The sequence below is a fragment of the Rhizobium sp. CBN3 genome (genome assembly GCF_030518245.1).
Lineage (GTDB): Bacteria > Pseudomonadota > Alphaproteobacteria > Rhizobiales > Rhizobiaceae > Rhizobium > Rhizobium aethiopicum_A.
In genome coordinates this window covers 16,086-38,331 of the sequence record NZ_JAULSE010000009.1, presented here as the reverse complement: position 1 = coordinate 38,331, position 22,246 = coordinate 16,086, and the positions used below count along the sequence as shown (strand labels likewise).

At 57.0% G+C, this 22,246-nt stretch carries 25 protein-coding genes; 3 read left to right on the top strand and 22 right to left on the bottom strand.

Annotated features, from left to right (window positions below; all coding sequences use genetic code 11):
* The 19 genes from QWJ46_RS15195 to rfbA all read right to left on the bottom strand — a co-directional run bounded on the left by QWJ46_RS15195 (position 1) and on the right by rfbA (position 17,457).
* Positions 1-807: a class I SAM-dependent methyltransferase gene (locus QWJ46_RS15195; RefSeq protein ID WP_302751922.1), complete on the bottom strand. Its 807-nt coding sequence runs from the start codon at positions 805-807 to the stop codon at positions 1-3.
* Entirely contained in the window at positions 807-2,021 is a 1,215-nt protein-coding gene (locus tag QWJ46_RS15190; protein WP_302751920.1) for a glycosyltransferase, read from the bottom strand. The genes QWJ46_RS15195 and QWJ46_RS15190 overlap by 1 nt, the downstream gene beginning before the upstream one ends.
* Positions 1,921-3,414 (bottom strand): glycosyltransferase, encoded by a 1,494-nt coding sequence (locus tag QWJ46_RS15185; protein ID WP_302751919.1) that lies wholly within the window; start codon positions 3,412-3,414, stop codon positions 1,921-1,923. Before QWJ46_RS15185 ends, QWJ46_RS15190 begins: the two co-directional genes overlap by 101 nt.
* A gap of 2 nt (positions 3,415-3,416) precedes the next feature.
* Positions 3,417-4,331 carry a TIGR04325 family methyltransferase gene (locus QWJ46_RS15180; protein ID WP_302751917.1) on the bottom strand — a complete coding sequence of 305 codons (915 nt, stop codon included), beginning with the start codon at positions 4,329-4,331 and terminating at the stop codon, positions 3,417-3,419.
* Entirely contained in the window at positions 4,328-5,194 is an 867-nt protein-coding gene (locus QWJ46_RS15175; protein WP_302751916.1) for a hypothetical protein, read from the bottom strand. Before QWJ46_RS15175 ends, QWJ46_RS15180 begins: the two co-directional genes overlap by 4 nt.
* A complete protein-coding gene (locus QWJ46_RS15170) occupies positions 5,179-5,811 on the bottom strand; it encodes a PIG-L deacetylase family protein (RefSeq protein ID WP_004677164.1) in 633 nt (210 codons plus the stop codon). The genes QWJ46_RS15175 and QWJ46_RS15170 overlap by 16 nt, the downstream gene beginning before the upstream one ends.
* Positions 5,808-6,509 (bottom strand): WbqC family protein, encoded by a 702-nt coding sequence (locus QWJ46_RS15165; protein ID WP_302751915.1) that lies wholly within the window; start codon positions 6,507-6,509, stop codon positions 5,808-5,810. Before QWJ46_RS15165 ends, QWJ46_RS15170 begins: the two co-directional genes overlap by 4 nt.
* Entirely contained in the window at positions 6,506-7,471 is a 966-nt protein-coding gene (locus QWJ46_RS15160; protein WP_302751914.1) for a PseG/SpsG family protein, read from the bottom strand. Before QWJ46_RS15160 ends, QWJ46_RS15165 begins: the two co-directional genes overlap by 4 nt.
* Entirely contained in the window at positions 7,453-8,130 is a 678-nt protein-coding gene (locus tag QWJ46_RS15155; RefSeq protein ID WP_302751913.1) for a glycosyltransferase family protein, read from the bottom strand. Before QWJ46_RS15155 ends, QWJ46_RS15160 begins: the two co-directional genes overlap by 19 nt.
* Positions 8,127-9,143 carry an N-acetylneuraminate synthase family protein gene (locus tag QWJ46_RS15150; protein WP_302751912.1) on the bottom strand — a complete coding sequence of 339 codons (1,017 nt, stop codon included), beginning with the start codon at positions 9,141-9,143 and terminating at the stop codon, positions 8,127-8,129. Before QWJ46_RS15150 ends, QWJ46_RS15155 begins: the two co-directional genes overlap by 4 nt.
* Before the next feature lie 113 nt (positions 9,144-9,256).
* Positions 9,257-10,327, bottom strand: a complete 1,071-nt coding sequence (locus QWJ46_RS15145) for a radical SAM/SPASM domain-containing protein (protein WP_302751910.1) — start codon at positions 10,325-10,327, stop codon at positions 9,257-9,259.
* A 1-nt stretch (position 10,328) separates the two neighbouring features.
* A complete protein-coding gene (locus QWJ46_RS15140; RefSeq protein ID WP_302751908.1) occupies positions 10,329-11,174 on the bottom strand; it encodes an NAD(P)-dependent oxidoreductase in 846 nt (281 codons plus the stop codon).
* Positions 11,167-11,880, bottom strand: a complete 714-nt coding sequence (locus QWJ46_RS15135) for a nucleotidyltransferase family protein (RefSeq protein ID WP_302751907.1) — start codon at positions 11,878-11,880, stop codon at positions 11,167-11,169. Before QWJ46_RS15135 ends, QWJ46_RS15140 begins: the two co-directional genes overlap by 8 nt.
* Positions 11,873-12,853: an NAD-dependent 4,6-dehydratase LegB gene (locus tag QWJ46_RS15130; protein ID WP_302751906.1), complete on the bottom strand. Its 981-nt coding sequence runs from the start codon at positions 12,851-12,853 to the stop codon at positions 11,873-11,875. Before QWJ46_RS15130 ends, QWJ46_RS15135 begins: the two co-directional genes overlap by 8 nt.
* Positions 12,850-14,169, bottom strand: a complete 1,320-nt coding sequence (locus tag QWJ46_RS15125; protein ID WP_302751904.1) for an ABC transporter ATP-binding protein — start codon at positions 14,167-14,169, stop codon at positions 12,850-12,852. The genes QWJ46_RS15130 and QWJ46_RS15125 overlap by 4 nt, the downstream gene beginning before the upstream one ends.
* Entirely contained in the window at positions 14,169-15,044 is an 876-nt protein-coding gene (locus tag QWJ46_RS15120) for an ABC transporter permease (protein ID WP_302751903.1), read from the bottom strand. Before QWJ46_RS15120 ends, QWJ46_RS15125 begins: the two co-directional genes overlap by 1 nt.
* Entirely contained in the window at positions 15,041-16,147 is a 1,107-nt protein-coding gene (locus QWJ46_RS15115; RefSeq protein WP_302752092.1) for a DegT/DnrJ/EryC1/StrS aminotransferase family protein, read from the bottom strand. Before QWJ46_RS15115 ends, QWJ46_RS15120 begins: the two co-directional genes overlap by 4 nt.
* A 1-nt stretch (position 16,148) precedes the next feature.
* Complete coding sequence (locus QWJ46_RS15110; protein WP_302751902.1) at positions 16,149-16,523, bottom strand: FdtA/QdtA family cupin domain-containing protein; 375 nt, start codon at positions 16,521-16,523, stop codon at positions 16,149-16,151.
* A 22-nt stretch (positions 16,524-16,545) separates the two neighbouring features.
* Entirely contained in the window at positions 16,546-17,457 is a 912-nt protein-coding gene (gene rfbA, locus QWJ46_RS15105; RefSeq protein WP_368046089.1) for a glucose-1-phosphate thymidylyltransferase RfbA, read from the bottom strand.
* A gap of 255 nt (positions 17,458-17,712) precedes the next feature.
* On the opposite strand from rfbA, the gene QWJ46_RS15100 reads away from it, so the two are divergent.
* A complete protein-coding gene (locus tag QWJ46_RS15100; RefSeq protein ID WP_302751900.1) occupies positions 17,713-18,510 on the top strand; it encodes a glycosyltransferase family 2 protein in 798 nt (265 codons plus the stop codon).
* 28 nt (positions 18,511-18,538) lie between these two features.
* Here QWJ46_RS15100 and QWJ46_RS15095 read toward each other — a convergent pair whose 3' ends face one another.
* From QWJ46_RS15095 to QWJ46_RS15085, 3 genes are read right to left on the bottom strand one after another with little or no spacing between them, the layout of a single operon-like run.
* A complete protein-coding gene (locus QWJ46_RS15095) occupies positions 18,539-19,339 on the bottom strand; it encodes an anti-sigma factor (protein ID WP_302751899.1) in 801 nt (266 codons plus the stop codon).
* Complete coding sequence (locus QWJ46_RS15090) at positions 19,336-19,941, bottom strand: RNA polymerase sigma factor (RefSeq protein WP_302751898.1); 606 nt, start codon at positions 19,939-19,941, stop codon at positions 19,336-19,338. The genes QWJ46_RS15095 and QWJ46_RS15090 overlap by 4 nt, the downstream gene beginning before the upstream one ends.
* Positions 19,942-19,983: 42 nt before the next feature.
* Complete coding sequence (locus tag QWJ46_RS15085) at positions 19,984-20,520, bottom strand: tetratricopeptide repeat protein (RefSeq protein ID WP_302751897.1); 537 nt, start codon at positions 20,518-20,520, stop codon at positions 19,984-19,986.
* A 168-nt stretch (positions 20,521-20,688) separates the two neighbouring features.
* On the opposite strand from QWJ46_RS15085, the gene QWJ46_RS15080 reads away from it, so the two are divergent.
* Entirely contained in the window at positions 20,689-21,741 is a 1,053-nt protein-coding gene (locus QWJ46_RS15080; RefSeq protein ID WP_302751895.1) for a type III polyketide synthase, read from the top strand.
* Positions 21,738-22,241, top strand: a complete 504-nt coding sequence (locus QWJ46_RS15075; protein ID WP_302751893.1) for an isoprenylcysteine carboxyl methyltransferase family protein — start codon at positions 21,738-21,740, stop codon at positions 22,239-22,241. The genes QWJ46_RS15080 and QWJ46_RS15075 overlap by 4 nt, the downstream gene beginning before the upstream one ends.
* Positions 22,242-22,246: the final 5 nt, after the last annotated feature.

The following is a 22,246-nucleotide window of genomic DNA, read 5'->3' as shown; positions in this document are numbered from 1 at the left end:
TTAGGTTTGTTTCCTGCACAAATAGGTGCGCATTGCATTGCCCTTGCGACTGTCGTGTGGATCCACGTTCTCAGTTAGCGTGAACGTCGCCAGGACGTGCAGGCCGTGAACTCGAAACATGTCCAATAGCTGCGGCTCGGAAAAATGGATCTCTATGGTCTCGACGCCATAGGCCTGTTTGCGGAAATACTTGGTCGGCTCGCCATAGACAACAGGCGTACGGTGAAAAATCACGTATTCCTTGGCAACACGAGCGCTCTCTGCGATCGCCGCGTCATAATTGGGGATATGCAGCAGACAACATCCTGAGACGACGACATCGAAAGCGTCATCGTGATAGCTGAGCCGCGTCGCATCCTCCACGTCGAACGACAGCCTGGGATAAATGCTGCGCGCCATATCGATGAAAGCATCGGAGTAATCGCAGCCGCGATAACGCAGCGGCAAGCCACTCACATCAAGTACTTCGGAATAATAGCCGCTGGAACAACCGATTTCGAGCAGCGAAGCATTGGCCGGAAGATTGTCGATGCTGCGCAAAGCGGCGGTAAAAACATCGAATACATCAATGGTGGCGCCGCTGCGGTATTCCTTCAGCTGGCGCTCGACGAGGGCTCTCTGACGGGCGGGCAGATCACTCGCTTTCCAGGATGCGGCAAGGCGCGAACTCTCGCTGTCTCGACGAGCCGCCTCTATCTCGACATAGCGGGACGATACCGACGTCGCCGGCAACAGCCGTTCACGCAATCGCTTCAATTGGCTCTTCACCCCTGGAAAACGATTGAGACTCTCGCGCAGAAACGACATCAGCTCTGTTTCTCCAGATATCGTTCGAGGATCGGCACCAATTCTTCCATCCTCGACTTATAAGTGTGGTCCCTCAGCGTTCTTGCCTGACCAGCCTTTGCGATCGCGTCAGCCTCGTCGGGGTGGTCTATATAGTAGCGGACGAGTTCTGTCGCTTCCTCAGCACTGGAATAGGCAACCACTTCCTTGCCGACCTCGAAAATCTCCCCGAGATTATCCTTCCTATCGGTTATCAGCAGCGATCCGACACCGGTCGCCTCATAGAGCCGCATGTTATTGGCGTTGTTTTCGGCCACATTGATGTGTCGGTTGACGGTGATCCGGCTGCGCGCCAGCGCGCGATACATATCCGGGCCCCAGACTTCGCCATTGTGACGTTTGCGAATCGGAGAAGAGCGCGGGAGCGTCTTCGCGCCGTAGCCGAAAAACTGTATCGGCGTGGTATCGGCAAGATGTTCGAGCAAAGGGACGGCCTTGCCGTGATGACGGCTTATGCCGCCAACGAAGCTCACCGGCACATCGCGCCTGATATCGCCAAGGAGATCGAGCACCCGAGTATCGAAGCCAATCCTGAAATATTCGGATTTTATCCCCATCTCATAAAAACGGGGTACGAAATGGGGGAAAGATGTCAGAATAAGATCATAGGGTCGCAGAAACTCACCCGGCGGCAGCGGACAAGCGATCTGGCCGACAATCAACGGCACCGTCTTCTTCAACTCCGTCAGGGCATGCGGCGGAAAGAAGCTGAGATCCTGACAGTAGAGTATATCCGGCTTGAATGCTCGAACACGGGCCATTGCGACCTCCAGCAAGCCAGGGAGCGCCGCCAGGCGTGCGCCAACATAAGGCAGCCTGAAAAACCGATGCGGCAGTTTCATCGCCCAAGCGCTGAATGGCTCGTTGTTTTCTTGCGCCCAGGCGGATTGAAGCGGGACACAATTGCCGATGATGTCAATGACGTTGCAACCCTGGTCCTTCAGATGGCGCGAGTAGAAATCGGACGTGCCGAATGCGGCAGCCAAAAGAGCTTTCGTCTGTTCTGGCGAGGTCGATTTTCGGAGCTGTGGCCGCCGCGCATAGAATTGCTTCAGAAACCGCGCGTAATAAGTGTCAAATATTGCTATTTTCATGTTCACCGTCTGGTTGACTACCGGGACGTTCTTGGGATGTTCTATAGACGCTACCGACAACCTTTGCCGGGTTCCCGGCAATTATTGCCCCTTCGGGGAAATTTCCGTGGACGACCGCACCCGCAGCGACAATGCTATCCCGTCCTATTTCTGTGCCACGCAAGATCAGGGCATTGGTGCCAATGAACACATTATCGCCAATGCGCACCGGTGCAGTCTTGATGTCCGCCTCGACATCCGAATGACGGCGCCCTTCCGGACGTATCGGATGAAAGTCCGTGTCGAAAATCGTGACGTTGGCTCCCATCAGCACTTCCGCGCCGATTGAAATCCGTACAGCCGAGACGATGGTTGCACCACTGATGCCGCTGTCTGCGCCAATGCTGATCTTCGATCCGGCGCGAATGGTCGCTATCTTCACCGGATGATTGAGAGCGAGCGCTGTAAATCGGGAATCAGAACACAGGACGACGCGATCACCGAGGTGAATCTCACTGTCAGGATGTCGTTGCAACAGAGGGGCGCCATAGAGCACAACATCGCGGCCAACGCTTACTCCGTGACGTTTCAGTTCGCCAAGCTGCCTTGCACGCATACGGGAAAAGGCGAATTTCTTAAGACTGGTCGTGATCTTTCCCAAAAGGACACGTGCGTAAAAGAAATAGGCCATGCGGAAAGGTGCGGTCGATCGCTGCACCGGTGAACCGACAAGCGAATAGAAGATCAGGCGTTGAAACACATTGTGAGGAGAGCGCCTGCCAAACAATCGTTTTTTCCATGAATGCCTGGAGACGTCGTTTCCATATACTGGCGGGGAATAGACGATTGCTTTTGTGCTGACGATCAGAGGCACTCCGGCGCGCGAAAAGCGCATCGCGATTTCATAATCGGCCATGTAGTGCGGCAGCAGGCGTGGCCGCATACCGCCATATCTCCGAAACAAGAGGGCTGGATATAGAGTACCTCGACCGCTCAATGCATCCACGCGGTATTGGCTCTCAGGCGACCGTTGTTGCGCTTCGCTCAATTCCGAAAGGAGATCCCAGACCGCGAACCTGTTGATGTTGATCCGAGGTCCTATACTCACAAGAGGTGGATCTTTCCCCTCTTCATGGATAACGCTTCCGACGGCGGCTTCGCCATTCGCCTTGGATGTTTGCACCAGGGTTTCAACATAATCTTCGTCGAACCAGGTGTCATTATTCAGAAACAGGATATAATCTTCGGCCTGACAGGACGGAAGGACGTGTTTCAGCCCCTCCTCGATGGCACCTCCCCACCAAAGATTGCCGTCGCCCCGGATTTCGACCACATCGCCCTGCGACTGCAGGTATTCTGCCGTTCCATCGGTCGAACCGTCGTTGACAACGACGATCGTCAGCGCGTCGGCGAGAGTTTGTCTCCTGAGAGCCTCCAACACCTTCCGGGTCTGTTCCAGACGATTGAAGACAGGGATAATGACGTTAACGCGCATCGCTAGATTTCCGGCTTCTCAAGAAACCAGCCAGTATACGACCATTCGTATTGTCCCTGAGCTGGCGTAAGGCCAATGCCCCAACGCGTCAATTCCTGCAAGGGCGGCGGTGTTGCTATTCCAAATGTCCCAGCTGGATGGAAGCTGTCCAGCACCTCGTAGCCATGCCTCGCGAAGCGATCCTGCAATTCATGCGCGTTCAAGAACCACACTGGGTAGCTCGCGCGATAGATGTGTTCCGGCACATGCTGCACAAAAGGGACATCGGGGACATCGAACTGCGCGCTTGTTCTGTCAACAAGGATGAACTTGACGCCTTTCGAAAGAAGGCTCTCAAGATGCTCGTGAGGATATTCGAGATACTGGAGCACGCCCGAGAGCAGAACGATGTGGGGGTTCACAAGATCGATTGCTTCTTCGAGGCTATGAGAAAAGCTCAGAAGCCCGTCTTCAAATTCTGCTCGCGCTGCCTCTGCAAAATGAGGCTGCTCGACGACGCACCATTTCAATTCCGCGAGATGAGCGAGTTTTGACCGGTGTTGGAAATAGGAACTTCCGAGCGCGCCTCCAAAGTCGACCACTCTCAAACGACCATCAGATCTGGATGCAACATAGAGCAGCCAGGCAAGCAGCGGATGCGAGTAGCTTCTTTCCTTGAAGATTACGGTGTCCCGCTCATATGAGGCACGGCCCTGAACAACTGCGCGTGTCGCTTCGACGGCTTTTGCAAGAATGGCCGGCGCATCATATCCATCTGAAGCAGCCGCGGCCGAACTCCAATCATCGTAAGGCCCATCGAAAACGATGTTGTGTCGCCGGAACTCGGCCCAGATCTCCTGTTCGCGCGCTTGCGGCGATTCTCGCGTCACCTCAAGCAGACAGTGGATTCCCGGGAGCGCAAATTTAAGCCGTCTCATTCTTCAAACCAGGCTTGGAACGGCCGTCGCTCAAATTCGTCCAGTGCCCCACCGGGTGTGGAATTGAAGATGCGGATATCATTTGCTCGCGCGATATTTGCGATGGCTCGATATTGTCGCCACAGCCGCGCCGCCTGCTGAAAGTCGTCGTGACGGTTCGTTGTCGGGGTGCCGTCCGCATTTACGGTAAAATCTTTTCCTTTTTGCACCTTGAGGTCGAACGCGTATTCATAGGTTGCTGACAGGAAGCGATCGTGGTCGACGCCAAGCAGGATGATTTCCTTGAAACCAAGATACATCGCTATCATCAAGGCCATCACCGGGACTGAATCGACACGTGGCACCGGTTTGGAGATATCGACGATTTCCACAGATGGTCTTTCGTCGAAGCTTTCGCCGAGCATGAGATACCGGACCGTTCGTCCCGAAAACAGATTGTGTTTTCGAACCAGCTCAGCTTCCGTGGAGCTGAGGAACAGTTCCGCGCCGCCCAGGTGCGAATGCATCTCCTCGAACCAGCGGACCACGTCCTCGGATGTCATCAATCCGTAGGTGATTTGCGGAACACAATGATAACGAGACTGGAACTTGTCGAAATCGGAATGCAGATAGCCGTTGGAAACGGTTATGACATTTTCGCCTTGAAGCCGCGACAGATCCAAGCCCTTGACGCTCGGTCCATTTCCTAAAATGAAACAGCGTTGGCCCGCACGCAGTCCGGCAAGCTGCCTATTTTCTGCCAGCGATCTCGCGACATCAGCAGATAACTTGTGACGATTTTTAAGCCTGCGCTTCAGCTCATGCACACCATAGGGAAGCAGCATGGAGCCAAAGGTCAAAATCTTCCTCAAGGCTGCAGCCACTTCACCACCTCGAAAACTTCGGCGTATTTTACGCCGATGCGCTGGCCGGCGTTCTCGGCTTCATTGCGGAAGAAGCTCACCCATTTCCGCCCGGTGCGCTCCATCTCGGATTCATGGGCAAGGATCGCCTTTTCCTTCTGGTCCCAATGGGCGGTGATGTCGACGTAGAAATTCCCCCTGAAATCGACGGTCGAATGATACCAGTTGCTGCGGTACATCAGCAGGCGGGGCACATGACGGCAGCTGTGCAGCGATGCGCGCGACAGTGCCAGGTGGTCATGATGGATATCGCCGACCCAGTGTGTATAGACCATATCGATCTTCAGATCCTGCACGAGCTTGAGGATCTCGATATTCAGCGGATCGACGAATTCGATCTGGAGCGTTTTGAACTCGCCGCAAAACATCTTTTGAACGCCGAGGATTTCCATCGCGGCATCCGCTTCCGCTCTGGCGACCTGGCTGCTGCGCACGGACTGGTCATATTGGTTGGAAAAGCCGGATACGGTCGCGACATAGACGTAAACGGTGTCGCCGTTTGCTGTATGGCGCGCCAATGCACCGCCACAGCCCAGCTCCACGTCGTCAAAATGGGCACCGATCGCGAGAATATTCATTTGCAACTCCAGAGCAGGTCACGTGTGCCTGCAATACCACAATTCAGCAGTGTGTCGAGAATGCTGAGATAGGGAATGAACTCGCCGAACGGCTGTGGATAAACCGGATGGGCGAAATGCTGCCATTCGATTTCAATGCCGGCCGCCTCGAATACTTCCGGTCGCATATAGTCGCGTGCGCCAACGCCTGAGAGATAGCGTGTTGCCCCCACTTTGCGCAGCAATTCGACGAGCAACTCGTTCCTATGACCCTCGGGGCTGAGAGTGCTCGATCGCACCGTCGGCATTGTGATTTCAAGCATATCCAGAATACCGTCCAGGAAATGCATATTGAAATCGGCCAAGAGGTCGAACCGCTTGCCGTAGAGGGCTTCGATGCGGGGAAAGACTTCGCTCCAGCCGGCGGACTTGCGATAGTTTTCACGAAGCAAGGAAAGGTTCTGATCTATCCATCCGGTGCCGGGCGCCAGTTCCACCTCGTTGATCGGGGTGCCGAAGCTCGGCTTTCTGATTCCGACAGTGAGCCAGCGATCCCCTTGCGCCGTCTTTATCTTGTCACGGTGGGTCCAGCTTTTGCTTGTTCCATGGACAAACTGGACATGGTCCAGAACGATGTAGAGGTCGGCATTCAGAAAACGCTGAAAAAAACCGAGATAGGACGCAAAGTCCGGCTGATGGATCACCGCTGTCAGGGTCATGCAGCCAATCTTTCCAGCAAATCGGCAACGCGGCCCACCCCGCCAAGGTCGACCTTGGTCATGGCAGTCTCGCTCATGCTCCTGATGGGAATCGCCTTTTCCAGCATACCAAGGTCGAATGCCGAGTGATGTCCGGCAAAGAACGCCGCACCCATGTCTTCAAGCGCACGCCCGACCGGGATTTCAAAAGGTTCGTTGGCGATCACCACGCACGGCAAGCCGGCGGCGCAGGCTTCGAAGGGCGTAAGCCCGCCGCCGGTAATCGCCAGATCGTGCCCATACATCTCCGCCGCAAGCGAAGGCACCTGGTTCAACAGCCTGAGCCGATCCGGTGCAGCGGTCGCGACGACTTCTTCAAGCTCTGCCATGTGCTGGAAGCCTGGTCCGGTAACGATGGTGACAGGGAAGGGCTTGCTGCTCAGCCATTTGGCGACGCGGACTGTCACTCCATACGTATCGGCGCCGCCGAGCGTGACAAGTATCGATGCTAGCTTTTCCCGAACTCTGCGATACCTAGCGATTTCAGGATTGAGTATCATGTACTCTACGCCCAGCCGAACATCCCTGCCTTTCAGACCCTCGGTGTTTTCGAACAGGAGAGCGCAGATATTCAGGTCGGCAAGTTCCGCGCCATCACCACGATCATCAAAGGTGACAAGCTTGGCGTCCAAGCGCTTGATCGTCTCGCTATGGAGCCGCTGGGTGTTAAGGCGGTCGTTGATCCAGATCGGAGACGAAGCAGCGGCTCCGAGGGAAGCCTTCTCCCATCCCGTCACGGCTGCCAGATCATAGAGCGCCACGTCAAAACCGCGCTCGCGGATGATTCTCAAGGAATTCGGATGATCGTTCGCCAAAAATCGGACCGAATGACCGCGGGTGCGCAATTCCGCGGCGAGCGTCAGCGACCGAAACAGATGCCCCATGCCGCGTGCATGCGAACTTTCTATGCAGAAGACGAACATAGTCTGATCGCTTCTTCCGTCTCGAGCCAGGTTCCGCTCGCCTGCGCTGCGAGCGCACAGGCGCGTTTCCAGTCTTCCTCAGTATCGACCGTCAGGCGAAGGTTCGGAGAGATTTTGGCTGGGGGCACGTCGAGCCGACCAATCTTGAACAATTCGGGCCGATCGGTGAAGTATTCATTCACGTGTTCGCGATGGTGCGGCAGCTTCCCCTCGCGATGACTGCGCGCCAGGGCTTCGAAGGTAAATATCTCAGCACCGACGCCGATAGGCAGTTGGCCGAACGCGTGCGTGTAGTCGAATCCCTGTTTTTGGTGCAGGTCGATCAGTCCCTCGAGTTCATCGACGTCGGTGAAAGGATTATCTGCGGTCAACCGCACGATATCCGACATCCCGAGCGATCGCGCGCATTGAAAATAACGATCGAGAACATCGGCTTCGTCGCCACGAAAGCAACTTACACCCTGCTCAAGGCACCAGGCTCCGATGATATCGTTCTCGCTGGCAGACGATGTTGCAACGACAATCTTGGCCGGGCGCCTCAACATCTGAAGTCTACCAAGGACATGCGCGAGAAGGGGCTTGCCTGAGATGTCGCGAAGCACTTTTCCCGGCAGCCGCGTCGATCCCATCCGTGCCTGAATAATTATTCCAAGCGTCACGCCAGATCGCTCCACTGGAGCACCGCGTCCGCATCGAGGTCGTTTGCGACCCGCCGGCCTGCGAGAGCTTCGAAATGCTTCGGTTCAATTCCTGTTCCAGGCCGCTTGACAGAAATGTCGCCGGCGGAGATGACATGGCCGGCCTTGAGCGGTCGGTTGACGACAACGCTCTTGCGATTGTTCAATCTCGTCGTCGCCTCACTCGCAGCCGGCTCCTTGCGGCCACTGCCTTTCATGATCTCGAACGCACGTATCGCGTCGACGAGCCATTTCATTTCCGCTGGATCGGCCGAAAGCATATGGTCCGGGCCGTCGGCGGCCTTGTCGTAGGTGAAATGGCGCTCGATCACCCGGGCACCCATTGCGACAGCGCAGAGGCTTGCGACCGGTGTCAGCGTATGGTCGGAATAGCCGACGTCGAGATCCGGAAACGCTTCCATCATCGCTTGCATCGCACGCAGGTTCACATTCTCCGGATGGGTCGGATAACTTGTGATGGCATGCAGCAGAATGAGCTTATCGTTGCCGGTCTCCCGAATTGCGGCGACGGATTCCCGAACTTCGTCGAGCGTCGACATCCCCGTCGACAGGATAATCGGCTTGCCGGTTTTTGCCAGATAACGGAGAAAGGGAATGTTGACCGCGTCGTCCGAACCCACCTTGTGGGCGCCGACTCCACACTTCTCCAGCAGATCGACATCCGTTTCGTGCGAGGGCGAGGAGAACCAGTCCAGCCCGTGCTGTTCGGCATAGCGAAACACCGCTTCGTGAAGCTCGTGACCAATTTCGTATTTGCGGAATAGTTCGAACTGCGAGGTAACGCCGGTGTTCTCCATGTCGAACATGGCGTTGCGGCTCGACAAAGTCTCTGCGCGATAGGTCTGGAGCTTGACGGCATCCACGCCCGCCGCCTTTGCCTCGTCAATCAGGCGCTTTGCCTGATCAAACGTCGTGAAGTTTCCGCCGATCTCAGCGATGATATAGCACCGATCAGGCCGGTAATTCCGGAACATCCTGTTACTCCCTGTAATTCACGACCGGCAAGGCCGCCTCGCTCTCGCGGCGATCGCAGCCCCCTGAAACTATAGGCTTGGCGACGTCCGGCCGTAACGCGGAATTCGGCCGATTACCGTCCGATTTCCTGGTTCCGGTCGACGTAATTCCGCACAATGACCTGCCGACCGCAAATCTCAGCCGTCTCGTCATTGGTCTGTCTCGGCAGATAACACCTGCGGCAGACCTCGCTCTTCAGGAAACCTTGCGGTTCCTTGTGCAGAGCGCGCACCGCGTTCATTTTTTCCCCGTGCCAGATCTGGTGCACGGTTTCGGTGTTCGCATCGCCGATAACTTCGCGGTTCTCCTCGTCGTTCGAGCACTTCATGACCAATCCGTCGGCACCAATCACCAGGCGTTGGTACTGCTGTGGGCATGTAAAATTGTCGAGATAGGCGATATCGGAATCGTTGCCGAGATAATCGATTAGCGGGTTGAAGGCGACCAGATCCACATGAGGGGCGAAGGTCTCGTAATAGAGATCCGGATTTTCCCGGATCGCCGGCCAGATACCCTGCACCTTGATGACAGGGCGGTGGAGACCGCGCTCCTCCTTGTACTTCTTTATGTCCTTGATCTTGTCGAGCAGCGCTTCGAACTTGATCGGCTTGCGGATCTTCTCATAAGTCTCACCGGTACCATCGATCGAAACGGTGATCCAGTCGATACCGGCGTCGACGAGTTGGGCGAAATAGTCTCTGTTGAGCTTGAAGCCGTGCGTCAGGGTCGAGACTTCTTTGATCCCATGGTCCTTGGCATAGCGCACGCAATCGGCGAAACGCTTGTGCAGCGTCGCTTCGCCGCGCAGCGACAGACGGATTGCAGGAACCTTGCCGCCGATCTCATCGATGATGCGGCAATAGAGGTCCCAGTCCATCCGGGTCGTGTTGACGTTTTTCTTGAACTCGTCGCTGATCGTATAGCACATCGGGCAACGCAGATTGCAGATCGACGCCAGCTCGAGATCGACGAGCAGCGGGTAATCCGAAACCTGCTGGTTCAAGGCATATTCCGACCACTTGCGACGGTAATCCGCGTATTCGGCTTCCCATCCCTCGCCACGGAATTTGTCGAACGCGGCTTCGCGCTCGTCCGTGTCCATCGAGTAGTTGCCCTTATTGATCGGAACGTAACGCTCGTTCAATTTACGACTCCTTCATCATCACGCGGATGCCGGCGGGCAGATCCCACTCCGGCCGCCATCCAAGAACGGCGCGAGCCCGCGTAATATCGGCCCGCACGTCAGGTATTTCATTCCGTCGAACAGCGCAAGACGACACTACAGGTAGATTAGTGCCGGTCGCTTTCTGCAAGATATCGATGATTTCCTGCACCGAATACGACGTGCCCGACCCGATATTGATGCAGTGGTAGCCTTCGGACACGTTCATGGCTTTGGCGAAGGCGCTCAGGACATCGTCAACGAAGACGTAATCCCGCCGCGGACTGAGGTCCATGACCTGTATTTCCGGCTTCGTTCTTACTTGGTTCAGAAGCGTCGGTATCAGAAATTCCGGGCGCTGCCCAACCCCATATATATTGAAAAGACGCAATACCACCACCGGTATTTGCTCGTGTGTGGCAGCGAACTCACAGAGCTGTTCGGCTAGATGTTTGGAAAGCGCGTAAGGGTTGTTCGGATTGACCGGATCGCTTTCGTGGATCGGCAGCCGCTCCGGCACCCCATAAACATAGGCGCTTGCGAAGACGAGTTTGGCCTTGTGTCGCTTGCACCAGTTCAAAGCATGCTGCGTACCGAGAACATTGGCGGCGGTGAAGCTCGGGCCTTGTGTCCAGCTATCCGGAACGAATGTCCTGCCGGCAAGATGAAACAGCGTGCGCGCTGCCGGAAGCTCCTGCCAAAGGCGCTCTTCGCTTATGTCCCCATGCGTTCGGTCAAGCGCAAGCACATCGATGCCGGCCTGTTCAAGCCGCTCCACCAGACGCTTCCCGAGAAAGCCGCCTGCACCGGTGACGATGGCATCAACCATTCAAGAACCTGGATTGCATGGTTTCGAACTCTTCGATCGCCAATGCATAATCGTCGGGGCGTCCGATATCGAGCCAATAGCCCGGAAAATCGCGAACCGTGGCCGGCTTGCCTGCCGCCAGGAGATCAAGCATCAGCTGGTCAAAGCCGTAGGCACCGCGTTGCGGTATATGCTCGACGGCGGCAGCAGACACCATGTAGACGCCCATGCTGACCTTATACTCGGCCGTCGGCTTCTCCCGGAAGCCGGTCAGGCGTCCTGTCTCGTTGGTATCAAGAACGCCGTAGTCTATGCGATGCTGACGCGTCTTGGACGAGATCGTGAATATATTGCCGTCACGGACATGGGTATCGTGAAAATCGGCATAGTTCAGGTCCGTCAGGATGTCTCCGTTCATCACCAGAAAATTCTCAGGCAGATCCTTGATCAACCGGAGCGGCCCCATCGTGCCAAGCGGCTGGTCCTCGAGCGAATAGTCGATGCGTACGCCCCACTTGTCTCCATCCTGGAAAAACGCCTTGATCAATTCGGCCTGATGGTTGACGGCAAGCGTGATGTGCTGAAATCCGCCTGATATCAGCTGACGAATGATCACCTCAAGAATAGGATAATCGCCGATCGGCATCAGAGGCTTAGGAAGGACGACGGTATAGGGCCGCAGCCGCGTTCCCATTCCCCCCGCCAGAATGACTGCGCGTCTAGACATTGAAAATATCCGCCTTATACCGCGCCAGATTCTGCGGCTGACGCAGCCATTCGATCGTTGCTTTCAGGCCATCCTCGACGCTGTAACGCGGCGAAAATCCGGTCAGAGACTTGATCAGGCTGTTGTCGCAGCACAGGCGTTCCACTTCGCTGTTTGCCGGCCGCAAACGCTGTTCGTCGCATTCGATCTCGACGCGGACACCGATAATGTCGGCGATCAGCTGAACGGTATCGCCAATCGATATCTCGCTGCCGGAGCCGATATTGACCGTCTGGCCGATCGCTTGGTCGCAGGCCGCGAGCGCCAGAAAGCCGTCGCAGGTATCCTGGACGAAATTGAAGTCCCGCGTTGGTGAGAGCGCACCAAGCTTCAGGGTCGTCCGTCCGCTCAGAAGCTGTGAAATCACGGTCGGAATAACCGCCCTTGCAGATTGTCTCGGGCCAAAGGTGTTGAAAGGCCGGGCAATCGTCACCGGCAGATCAAAGCTCGAATAATAGCTGTAGGCGATCGCATCCGCACCGATCTTGGAAGCCGAATAGGGCGACTGCGCCTGCAGCGGATGGCTTTCGCTGATCGGCACAAAACGCGCCGTGCCGTAGACTTCGCTGGTCGATGTCTGGATCACCCTTGCCACCCCAGCGTCGAGGGCTCCTTGAAGGACGTTCAGCGTCCCATGCACATTCGTATCGATGTAGCTTGAGGGTGCTTGATAGGAATAGGGAATCGCAATCAGAGCGGCGAGATGGAAAATCGTATCCACGCCTTTAGCGACGGTGCGCATTTGCGAGGGATCGCGGACGTCTCCGAGGATCACTTCGAACTGGCCGCGATGTTCGGATTGGTCAAGCCAGCCCCAGCTGGAAAACGAGTTGTACTGGCATAGGGCGCGAACTTCGACGCCCGACCTGACCAGCGTCTCGACAAGGTGAGAGCCGATAAATCCATCCGCCCCAGTGACAAGCACTTTCTTCATTTCAAAACACCCTCAGAATCGCGCTGGAAGAGCTTCTCCACCTCCCAAGGCAACTGGATCGCCGAAATCGACGGCTTGCGTTGCTGACCCAGCATCTGGATAATTCCGACATTGTCCTCCACGTCAAACCGAATACCCTCGGCGACGGAATAGATCGAGAACCGGCTCGATATGCCGAGTCGCAAGTAGAAGGTGCCGGTGTTGAGGAGATATCCGGGAAATCTGACGCGCGCTTTGTAATAACCGGCTGGCCGGGTATCCAGGCGCCCGACGTCGAGTTCGGGATCGGAAAGGCTGACGAGCGTGGTGTAGCCGTCCTCCATCTTGATCTGCATCCCGACCGAGAGGCCGGAAAGAGGCTCCCTCAATTCGTATTCGACCTCGACCGAGAAGCCCTTCGACAGTTCCACTGTTTCAGAAACCTCGTCCTTCTCGTTCAATACCGCGACGCGGCATATCACTGCCTTTCCGTCGATGTCCTCGGGATTGACCGAGTAACTTGCGGTACCGCCGAATTCCGGGCGATTGAGATAGGCCTTGATCACATCTGCGGTCTCGCCCATCGCAGCAACTTTGCCATCGGCCATCAGGATCGATTTCGGGCAGATGCTGCTGATCGCAGTCATGTTGTGACTGACGAAGATGATCGTTCGACCGGCCTTCGTGACTTCCTGCATGCGTCCCATGCACTTGTTCTGGAAGTTGACGTCGCCGACGGCCAAAACTTCATCAACCAGAAGAATCTCCGGCTCCAGATGCGCCGCGACCGAGAAAGCCAGACGCACGTACATGCCCGAAGAATACCGCTTGACCGGCGTGTCGATGAATTCGCCGATTTCGGCAAATTCGACGATCTCATCGAATTTGGACCTGACCTCGGCGCGGCTCATGCCAAGGATGGCGCCGTTGAGATAGACGTTCTCGCGACCGGTGAGCTCCGGATGAAATCCGGTGCCAACCTCAAGAAGACTCGCAATTCTGCCCCGTATTCCTATGAAGCCGGAGTTGGGCATGGTGATACGCGACATCACCTTCAACAGTGTGGATTTGCCGGCGCCATTCCTGCCGATGATCCCGACTATCTCGCCGTTCCCGACCTCGAAGGAGACATCATCCAGCGCTTTAAAGATGTCGCCCTTTACTCGCGACTGCTGGCTCTTGTTGGAAGCATAGTCGGATACAGAAACATTCGGGTCGGGAAGATTGCGCCACTTTGCCCACCAGCTTTGAAGGTCGCGATAAAGCGTGCCATGGTTGATTACACCAAGGCGGTATAGCTTGCTGACGTGCTCCGCTCGAATAACGATATCGTTCATCAGACCGTATCCATCGCAGTTGCCTCCGCGCGAGCGAAAAGCATCAAGCCGCACGTCGCGATCGCGACAGTCACAGCCAGATTGGCGAGACACAGACTGACCGGTAAAGCGGGAGCATCAAGCAGCGCCCAACGGAAGGTCTGAACCGGGGTCGTCATCGGATTGAGATAAAAGAACCAGTGATACCGTTCAGGAATCTGACTGAAGGGATAGACAATCGGCGTGGCATACATCCAGAGCTGCGTCATGAATCCGACGGCATAAACCAAGTCACGAAAACGGACTGTTAGCGCCGAAACCACAAGCCCCGCACCTATACCAAGCACCGCAATATAGAGCAGCAGGAGCGGCGTCATAAACAGGAACCTGTAGCTCAATGCCAGATCGGGGACGGCGATCTTCATCCCAACCGCAACCGTCAACAAGAGCAGGAACTGGATGGCAAATGCGACAAGCCCGCTCATGGCAACGGATAGCGGCACCACGAGCTTGGGGAAATAAACCTTTCCGAACAGGTTGGCATTTTTCGAGAAGACGTCGGAGTTATTGGCCAGACAGACGGAAAAATAACTCCAGATGATCGTTCCCGACATGTAAAACAGGAAAGGTGGCAGGCCATCCGTGGAAAGGTTGGCGATCTTTCCGAACACGATATAATAGGTCATGGCCGTCAGCGACGGTTGAATGATGTACCAGACCGGCCCCAGAACCGTCTGTTTATAAAATGTCGTGAAATCCCGCATGAAGAACATCCAGACGAGATCGCGATATCGCCAGACGAGTCCGAGATCCGGCGCGCTGCCCTTCGAAGGCTTGATAACGATATCCCAATCTTCCTCGCGGGTGGAGGCCGATCGCTTCAGCTGCTCTATCATGCCGCCAACTTCAGCTTTTCGGGGAGCGCCGCAAGAAGGCTGCAGACGCGCTCGATCTCATCCTTTCGATGCCCAGCCGAAATAGGCAGGCTCAGCTCGGTGGCATGCAGCTCATCGGCAATGGGATAGTCGCCGGAAAGAATGCCTTGCATCGCCTTCTGCCGATGCGGGGCGATCGGATAATGTATCTCGGTCTTGACGCCGTTATCGAGCAACCACTGACGCAATTCGTCGCGGGCCGGGTGACGTATCGCGAAGATATGAAACACGTCATACTCGGCAGGTCGACGAAGCGGCTGCGCGAGCCATTTGGGCAAATTGGCAAAATAAATATTCGCCAGCGCCCGCTTATGTTCAGTCACCTGATCGAGGTGACGGAGTTTAACCCGCAGGAATGCCGCCTGCATCTCGTCAAGCCTCGAATTTACACCGATATAGACGTTCTCATATTTTTTCTTCGAGCCGTAGTTGCGCATATGTCTCAGGCGATCGGCAAATTCGTCATCGTCCGTGACGATCGCGCCCGCATCTCCAAGAGCTCCAAGATTTTTGGTCGGATAGAAGCTGAAGCAACCGGCAATTCCGAAGGTGCCGGTCAGCTTGCCGTCAAAGCGCGCGCCGTGTGACTGCGCGCAATCCTCGATCACCTTGAGACCATGCTCGCTTGCAAACGCAGCGATCTCGGTCATCCGGCAGGCTTTGCCGAAAAGATGCGTCACGCAGATTGCCTGCGTCTTGCGTGTGAGCGCCGCCGGAAGCCGCTCCGGATCGATATTGAAGGTTTCGCGCTCGGGCTCCACCAGAACGGGTTTGTGGCCCGCGCGAAGAATTGCCAGAATAGTGGCTATATAGGTGTTGGAGGCAACCATGATCTCGCTGCCTTTCGGCAAGTCAAGCGCTTCGATCGACAGGATCAATGCATCCAGACCATTGGCCACGCTGATGCAATGTTTGCTTTCAGCAAAGGCAGCGAATTCAGTTTCGAATGAGGAGACCTCATTGCCAAGTATGTACCATCCGGAACGAATGACACGGGATGCAACCGCCTCCAGCTCTTCCATCAGCGCGCGGTTGGCTTGCGCAAGACTTTCATACTCAATCATCTCAGAGCCGTTCATAGGGGGTGTCGATGTAGTCGTCCTTGTCATACCCGTGAGAGGCAAAAACCAGCAGGATAGAACCGGGACCGAACGTCATTTCATGCCAGTCCCTTGGCTCCACGAGCAGGCACTGGTCCGGTGACGACAAGGTGACCTCTTCCCTGGCTTTTCCATCGTCCATCAAAACCATCACGCTCCCGGAAATCGCCACCAATGCCTGCCGAGTCTTGTGATGGCGATGGCCGCCGCGTGTGTATCCGTCAGCACCATAGATCCAGAAGCTCCGGACCACCGGAAACGGCAGAATTCCGTCCATGACGGTCAACGCGCCTCGTCCGTCGGACATCGTCTTTAACTTAAGCAGGGTAAAAGCAGACAAGATTGGTTTCCAGTTTTGCAGGTCAGCCGGGCGGGAAATGCGGAGCTGGTTCCCTCACTAGGCTGATGAGGTATCGACCGTAAGAGCTCTTTTCAAGTGGAGCCGCCAGCCTCAGCAACTGCTCGGCATCTATGTATTCCAAATGAAAGGCGATTTCTTCGGGGCAGGCGATCTTCAGCCCCTGGCGCCGCTCGATGGTGGCAATGAACTGACTGGCTTCAAGGAGTGAATCGTGCGTGCCCGTATCTAGCCAGGCATGTCCTCTGCCCAGGACGGCAACATTCAGCCTGCCGGTCGCCAAATAATAGCGATTGATATCGGTAATTTCGGTTTCACCGCGCGGCGATGGTTTCAAACCGGCAGCAACGTCAACCACGTCGTTGTCGTAGAAATATAAACCCGTTACCGCATACGAAGAGCGGGGCCTGGATGGCTTTTCCTCCAGGCTGAGGACTTTGCCCTCACCGTCAAACTCAACCACCCCATACCGTTCGGGATCGTGGACTTTGTACGCGAAGATCGTCGCTTCGTCCGATCTCGCGGAAGCTGCTGATAAATCATGAGTCAGGAGGTTGCCGTAAAAGATATTGTCTCCCAGCACGAGGGCAGTTGCTTCTCGCCCGATGAATTCCCTGCCGATCGAGAATGCCTGGGGAATTCCGTCCGGTGCAGCCTGCACGGCATATTGGAGGTTTAATCCCCATTGGGCGCCGTCACCCAGCAACTGTTCAAAACGTGGGGTGTCCTGCGGCGTGGAGATAATCAGGATATCCCGGATGCCTGCAAGCATCAGCGTTGACAGGGGATAGTAGATCATCGGCTTGTCGAAAACCGGAAGAAGTTGCTTCGAAATGGCGAGAGTCGCGGGATGAAGTCGGGTGCCCGAGCCACCGGCGAGCAAGATGCCCTTGCGCAGTTTTTTATTCGAAGACAAGAGACCTCCTGTAAAATCTGGTAAATCCGCGTGCATTCACGAGCCGGTCGTGGTGACCATCGCTGTTCGACACTGCTCACTACAGATAGATTGATCTGCATGCAATGCACTTACCAAGACGGGAAGTCGACCAATCGCGCGTCAATCGGACATTGATCGAGGATAATCTGCAGGACTGGATTGCGACGCCGCCTCTCCGTCTGCTACGGGTCGGCTAGATTTCGCCCTTAGAATGTGAGCAAGATACCCGTCAAAATGGCTGTAGACACTGCCGATCCACGTCCTCCCCGGATAAGCCTCATCACTGTTTGCTGGAACGCCGAGCGGACCATTGCCGATACGCTGCGTTCCATCGACACGCAAACCTACCGCGATTTCGAGCACATCATCATTGATGGCGGCTCACAAGATTCGACGCTCGCCATCATCGCTTCGGCGCCGGCGGATAACCGCCGCGTAGTCTCGGAACGGGACGGAGGTATCTATGAGGCGATGAACAAGGGGATTGGCCTTGCGAGCGGCGACATCATCGGCTTCCTGAACGCGGACGACACTTTCGAGAGCAATGACTCCCTGGAAACCGTGGCGGCCGCGCTGGACGATGAAGCCTATGACGGCTGCTATGGTGATCTCGTCTATGTTTCCAACCGGCTCATCGATCGCAAGATCCGTTACTGGAAATCCCGTGCGTTCAAACCCGGTTTCTTCGCGCGCGGGTGGTGCCCGCCGCACCCAACATTCTATGTTCGGCGCTACATCTATGAACGGTTCGGGCGGTTTGATCTGCGTTATCGGCTTGCAGCCGACGTCGAGCTGATGATGCGATTCTTGGAAGTCGCGCGGATCAGAACAATCTATATCCCGGAAGTCTTGGTCAGAATGCGCCTAGGGGGCGCCACGAACAAGAACGTTCAAAATATATCGCGTCAGAACAAAGAGGTGCTGCGCGCTCTTGCCGACCACGGCCTCAAGGTCTCAACATCGATGTTCTGGGCCTTTAAGATCGTGAACCGGCTAGGCCAGTTCCTGATGCGCAATCGATCGCAGGACTGATCAGCTTAAAGCCGCTGCCAATGGCGGGTCACACCGCCACCCTCCCCCGCACCCCATCCGCAATCGCCGTCATCCTGTCCGCCGCCGCATAGCCGATCAGCATGAAGGCATGAGTCGCATTCGACCAGAAGACGACATTCATACCGTTGCGGTTTTCCAGTTCCGGCGCCTTCGGCCCCGCATCGGATTTCACGATGCAGAGCGCCATCGGGCCGGTCTCGGGGTCGAGATAGGCGACCTGGGCGAGAGCCTTGCCTTCATATTGCAGCAACAGGGCGCGTTTGAAATCGACCCCCGGGAGCGAGACGGCTTCGGGGGAGAGTGACAGGCCGAGCTTCTCGTCAAGACTGGCGAGCTGGGCGGCCTGCTCCTGCCTGCCGGGTACGGGGCCGGCGAGCGTTTCCGCGGTATAGAGCGAGATATAATCGGCGACCACGGCGCGCCATTCGCTGTTTTCGTCCTTTGCCGAAAAACTCCTGCCGATGCCGATGACGGCGCGGTCGATGGCGATGCCGGCCACAAGCGAGGCGGCGAGCGCGCCGAGGAAGCGGCGGCGCGTGGGCGCGGGCGCAGAGGCGGATCTTTCGCCCTCGCGCGCAGGAATGGCGGCGAGCATCGCCTCCAGTTTTTCCCGTGGGGCTTGCGAGAGGAGCGGGGCGAAAGCCTGCTCGAACGGCAGGCTGGCGCGGGCCAGGAAATCCAGCCGTTCGGCGACGCTCTCATCTTCCTCGATGATGGCCTCGATACGGACTCTCTCTTCCGCTGTCAGTTCGCCGTCGATGAAAGCGGTCAAGTCCTCGTCGGAGGGAATGGTGTGTTTCGTGTTCATGGTCGTCCCCCTGCCGGTCCGGCGCCGGAGAGCCTGGCGCGGGCGGCCGCCAGCCGGCTCATCACTGTCCCGATCGGAATATCCAATATGCCTGCAACCTCGCGATAGGAAAGTCCTTCCACATAGGCGAGGAAAACCGCCGTCCGCTGCGCCTCCGGCAATGCATTTACCAGCTTTAGCACCTGCCCCGCCATCACATGCGTTTCAGTATCGTGCGCGCCGTCGAACGTCAGCGCCTCGCCGGCATCGACGAAACCCTGACCCTGGCGCACCCGGCGCGAGCGGATCTCGTTCAGCCAGATCGAATGCAGGATCGAAAACAGCCAGCGGTCGAGCCGGGTGCCGGGGACGAACTGGTCGGCGCGCTCGAGAGCGCGAAGGCAGGTCGCCTGCACGAGATCGTCGGCGACATCGCGCTGATGCGAGAGAACGAGACCGTAACGCCAGAGCCTGCCTAGGTTTTCCGTGAGACCGCTCCTGATATCCGCTTCGCTCGCGATGGCCGCCTCCGACGATCCTGCATGCCTGGGAACCGCCCGATACACCGGCGATTCCGTTCTCATGCGACTATAGGCGGGAAAAGTGGCGCGCGCGACCGACATTCGGATGTCCTTTCCTGCTTCCATTTCCCGCCAGTGGCTCCGTCAGATCTTCGAGGGGTCGAGGATCGCCGCGTTCAGATCCTGATATTCCTCGCAAGCGGTGCCGCAGATCGCCTTGATCGTATTCAATTGCTCCTTTGCGAGATCGAGCCGACCCTTGATGACGTAGGCTTCGCCGAGATATTCACGGACCTGGGCGTATTGCGGATCCATCTTCACCGATTGCAGGTAATAGGAGATGCCTTCGTCGGTCCGGCCGAGCTTGCGGGTGGCATAACCGCGATAGTTCAGCACCTCGGCGCTGTTCTGGTCCTTGACCGTATCGAGCATAGCAAGCGCCTCTTCATAGCGGCCCTCCTTGGCCAGCGAATAGGCATAGTCGGTACGGTTCTCGTCCGAAACATCGGCGCTCTGCTGCTTGACGCATTTCTTGGTCTTCTGGTCGTATATCTCGCCCTTCTTGCAGGTCGGCATCGTGCTGTTGTCATTGCCGATCGCAAAGACCGGGCCGGAGAAGAGGGAAGCGGCAAGGCAGCCGCCAAGAAAGATGGAAGCGATGCGGACTGTCGTGATCGTCATGGGAAAACTCCTGGAAAGTGACGTTGCGAGGAGAGAACACCGATGCCCCGGGCTTTATTCGCCGGCCTCTCCATTTTCTCCATCACTGCTTCGTGAAGTCCCCGAGGCCGAATAAACCACCGGGACCGGGTGTTCTCAGCGTTACGTCGGGAAGACAAGGAGAATTCTGTGACCGATACCGTGAAACTCGCCAGCCTCGCCACTGCCACGCCCGAACATGTCATTTTTCAAGACCAGGCGGCCGAAGCCTCGGCCCGGCTATTTGCCGGCCGCTTCGAGGATTTCCATCATCTTGCCCGCGTCTTCGACAGCGCCGGTATCAATAAGCGCCATGCGGCGCGGCCGCTTGCCTGGTTCGACGAGGCGCACGGCTGGCAGGACCGCATGCAGGCTTATGCCGAGGTGGCGGGCGGACTTTTCGTCGAGGCAGCCAGCTTGGCGCTTCGTCGGGCCGGGCTTGAGGCCGGGGATGTCGACTGTGTCGTCACCGTTTCCTCCACCGGCTTTACGACCCCTAGCCTCGATGCGCAGCTTGCGCGCAGGATGGGCTTCAGGACCGATATCGAGCGTGTGCCTGTCTTCGGGCTCGGCTGCGCCGCCGGCGTCTCCGGCCTTGCGATCGCATCGCGGCTCGCGCGCAACCGGCCGGGCGCCGTCGTGCTTTTCGTCTCAATCGAGCTTTGCACACTGGCGTTCCGGCTGGACGAGCTGACGCGGCCGAATATCATCGCGACGGCGCTTTTCGGCGATGGCGCCGCCGCCTGCGTGCTCTGCACGAGCGGCGGCGGCCTGGCGGAAGTGGAATCGACTGGCGAGCACCTGTTTCCGGACACGCTCGACATCATGGGCTGGAAGATCGACGATGGCGGTTTCGGCATCGTGCTGGCGCAATCGTTGCCGCCCTTCGCCGAACGGGAGCTCGCCCCGGCGGTGACGGCCATTCTGGCGCGAAACGGGCTGGAACTGGCAGACATCGACCGTTTCATCTGCCATCCCGGCGGCATGAAGGTGCTGGCCGCAATGGAGAGCGCGCTTTCACTGACGCCCGGCACGCTCGATCACGAACGCGCCGTGCTTGCCGAATATGGCAACATGTCTTCGCCGACCGTGCTGTTCGTGCTGGAGCGGGTAATCCGCGCCGGGCTGCCGGAGCGGGCGGCGATGATCGCCATGGGACCAGGCTTTTCGGCGAGCTGCGTGACGCTCAGGAGGGCGGCATGATGTGGCCGTCGATCGCGCTCCTGACATTCGTGACGCTGCAGCGGCTGGGCGAGCTCGTGCTTGCCCGGCGCAACACTGCCGCCCTGCTTGCCAGAGGCGGCCGGGAGGTCGCCCCGGAGCATTATCCCGTCATCGTGGCGCTGCATGCCGCCTGGATCATGGGGCTTTGGCTGCTGGCGCCGGGCAGGCCGGTTCAACTCTTCTGGTTTTTGGTGTTCATGGGGCTACAGGTGCTGCGGCTCTGGGTGCTTACGACGTTGAAAGATCGCTGGACGACGCGCATCATCATCCTGCCCGGCGCGCCGCTCGTGAAATCGGGACCCTATCGCTTCTCCCGGCATCCGAACTATACGATCGTCGTCTGTGAGATCGCCGCCCTTCCTCTTGCCTTCGGCCTGTCGGTCTATGCGATCGTCTTTTCGCTTTTCAATGCCGCAATCCTGCATGTGCGTGTAAAGGCCGAAAATGCCGCACTGGAAAGCGCAATGATTTTGAAATGAAAGTG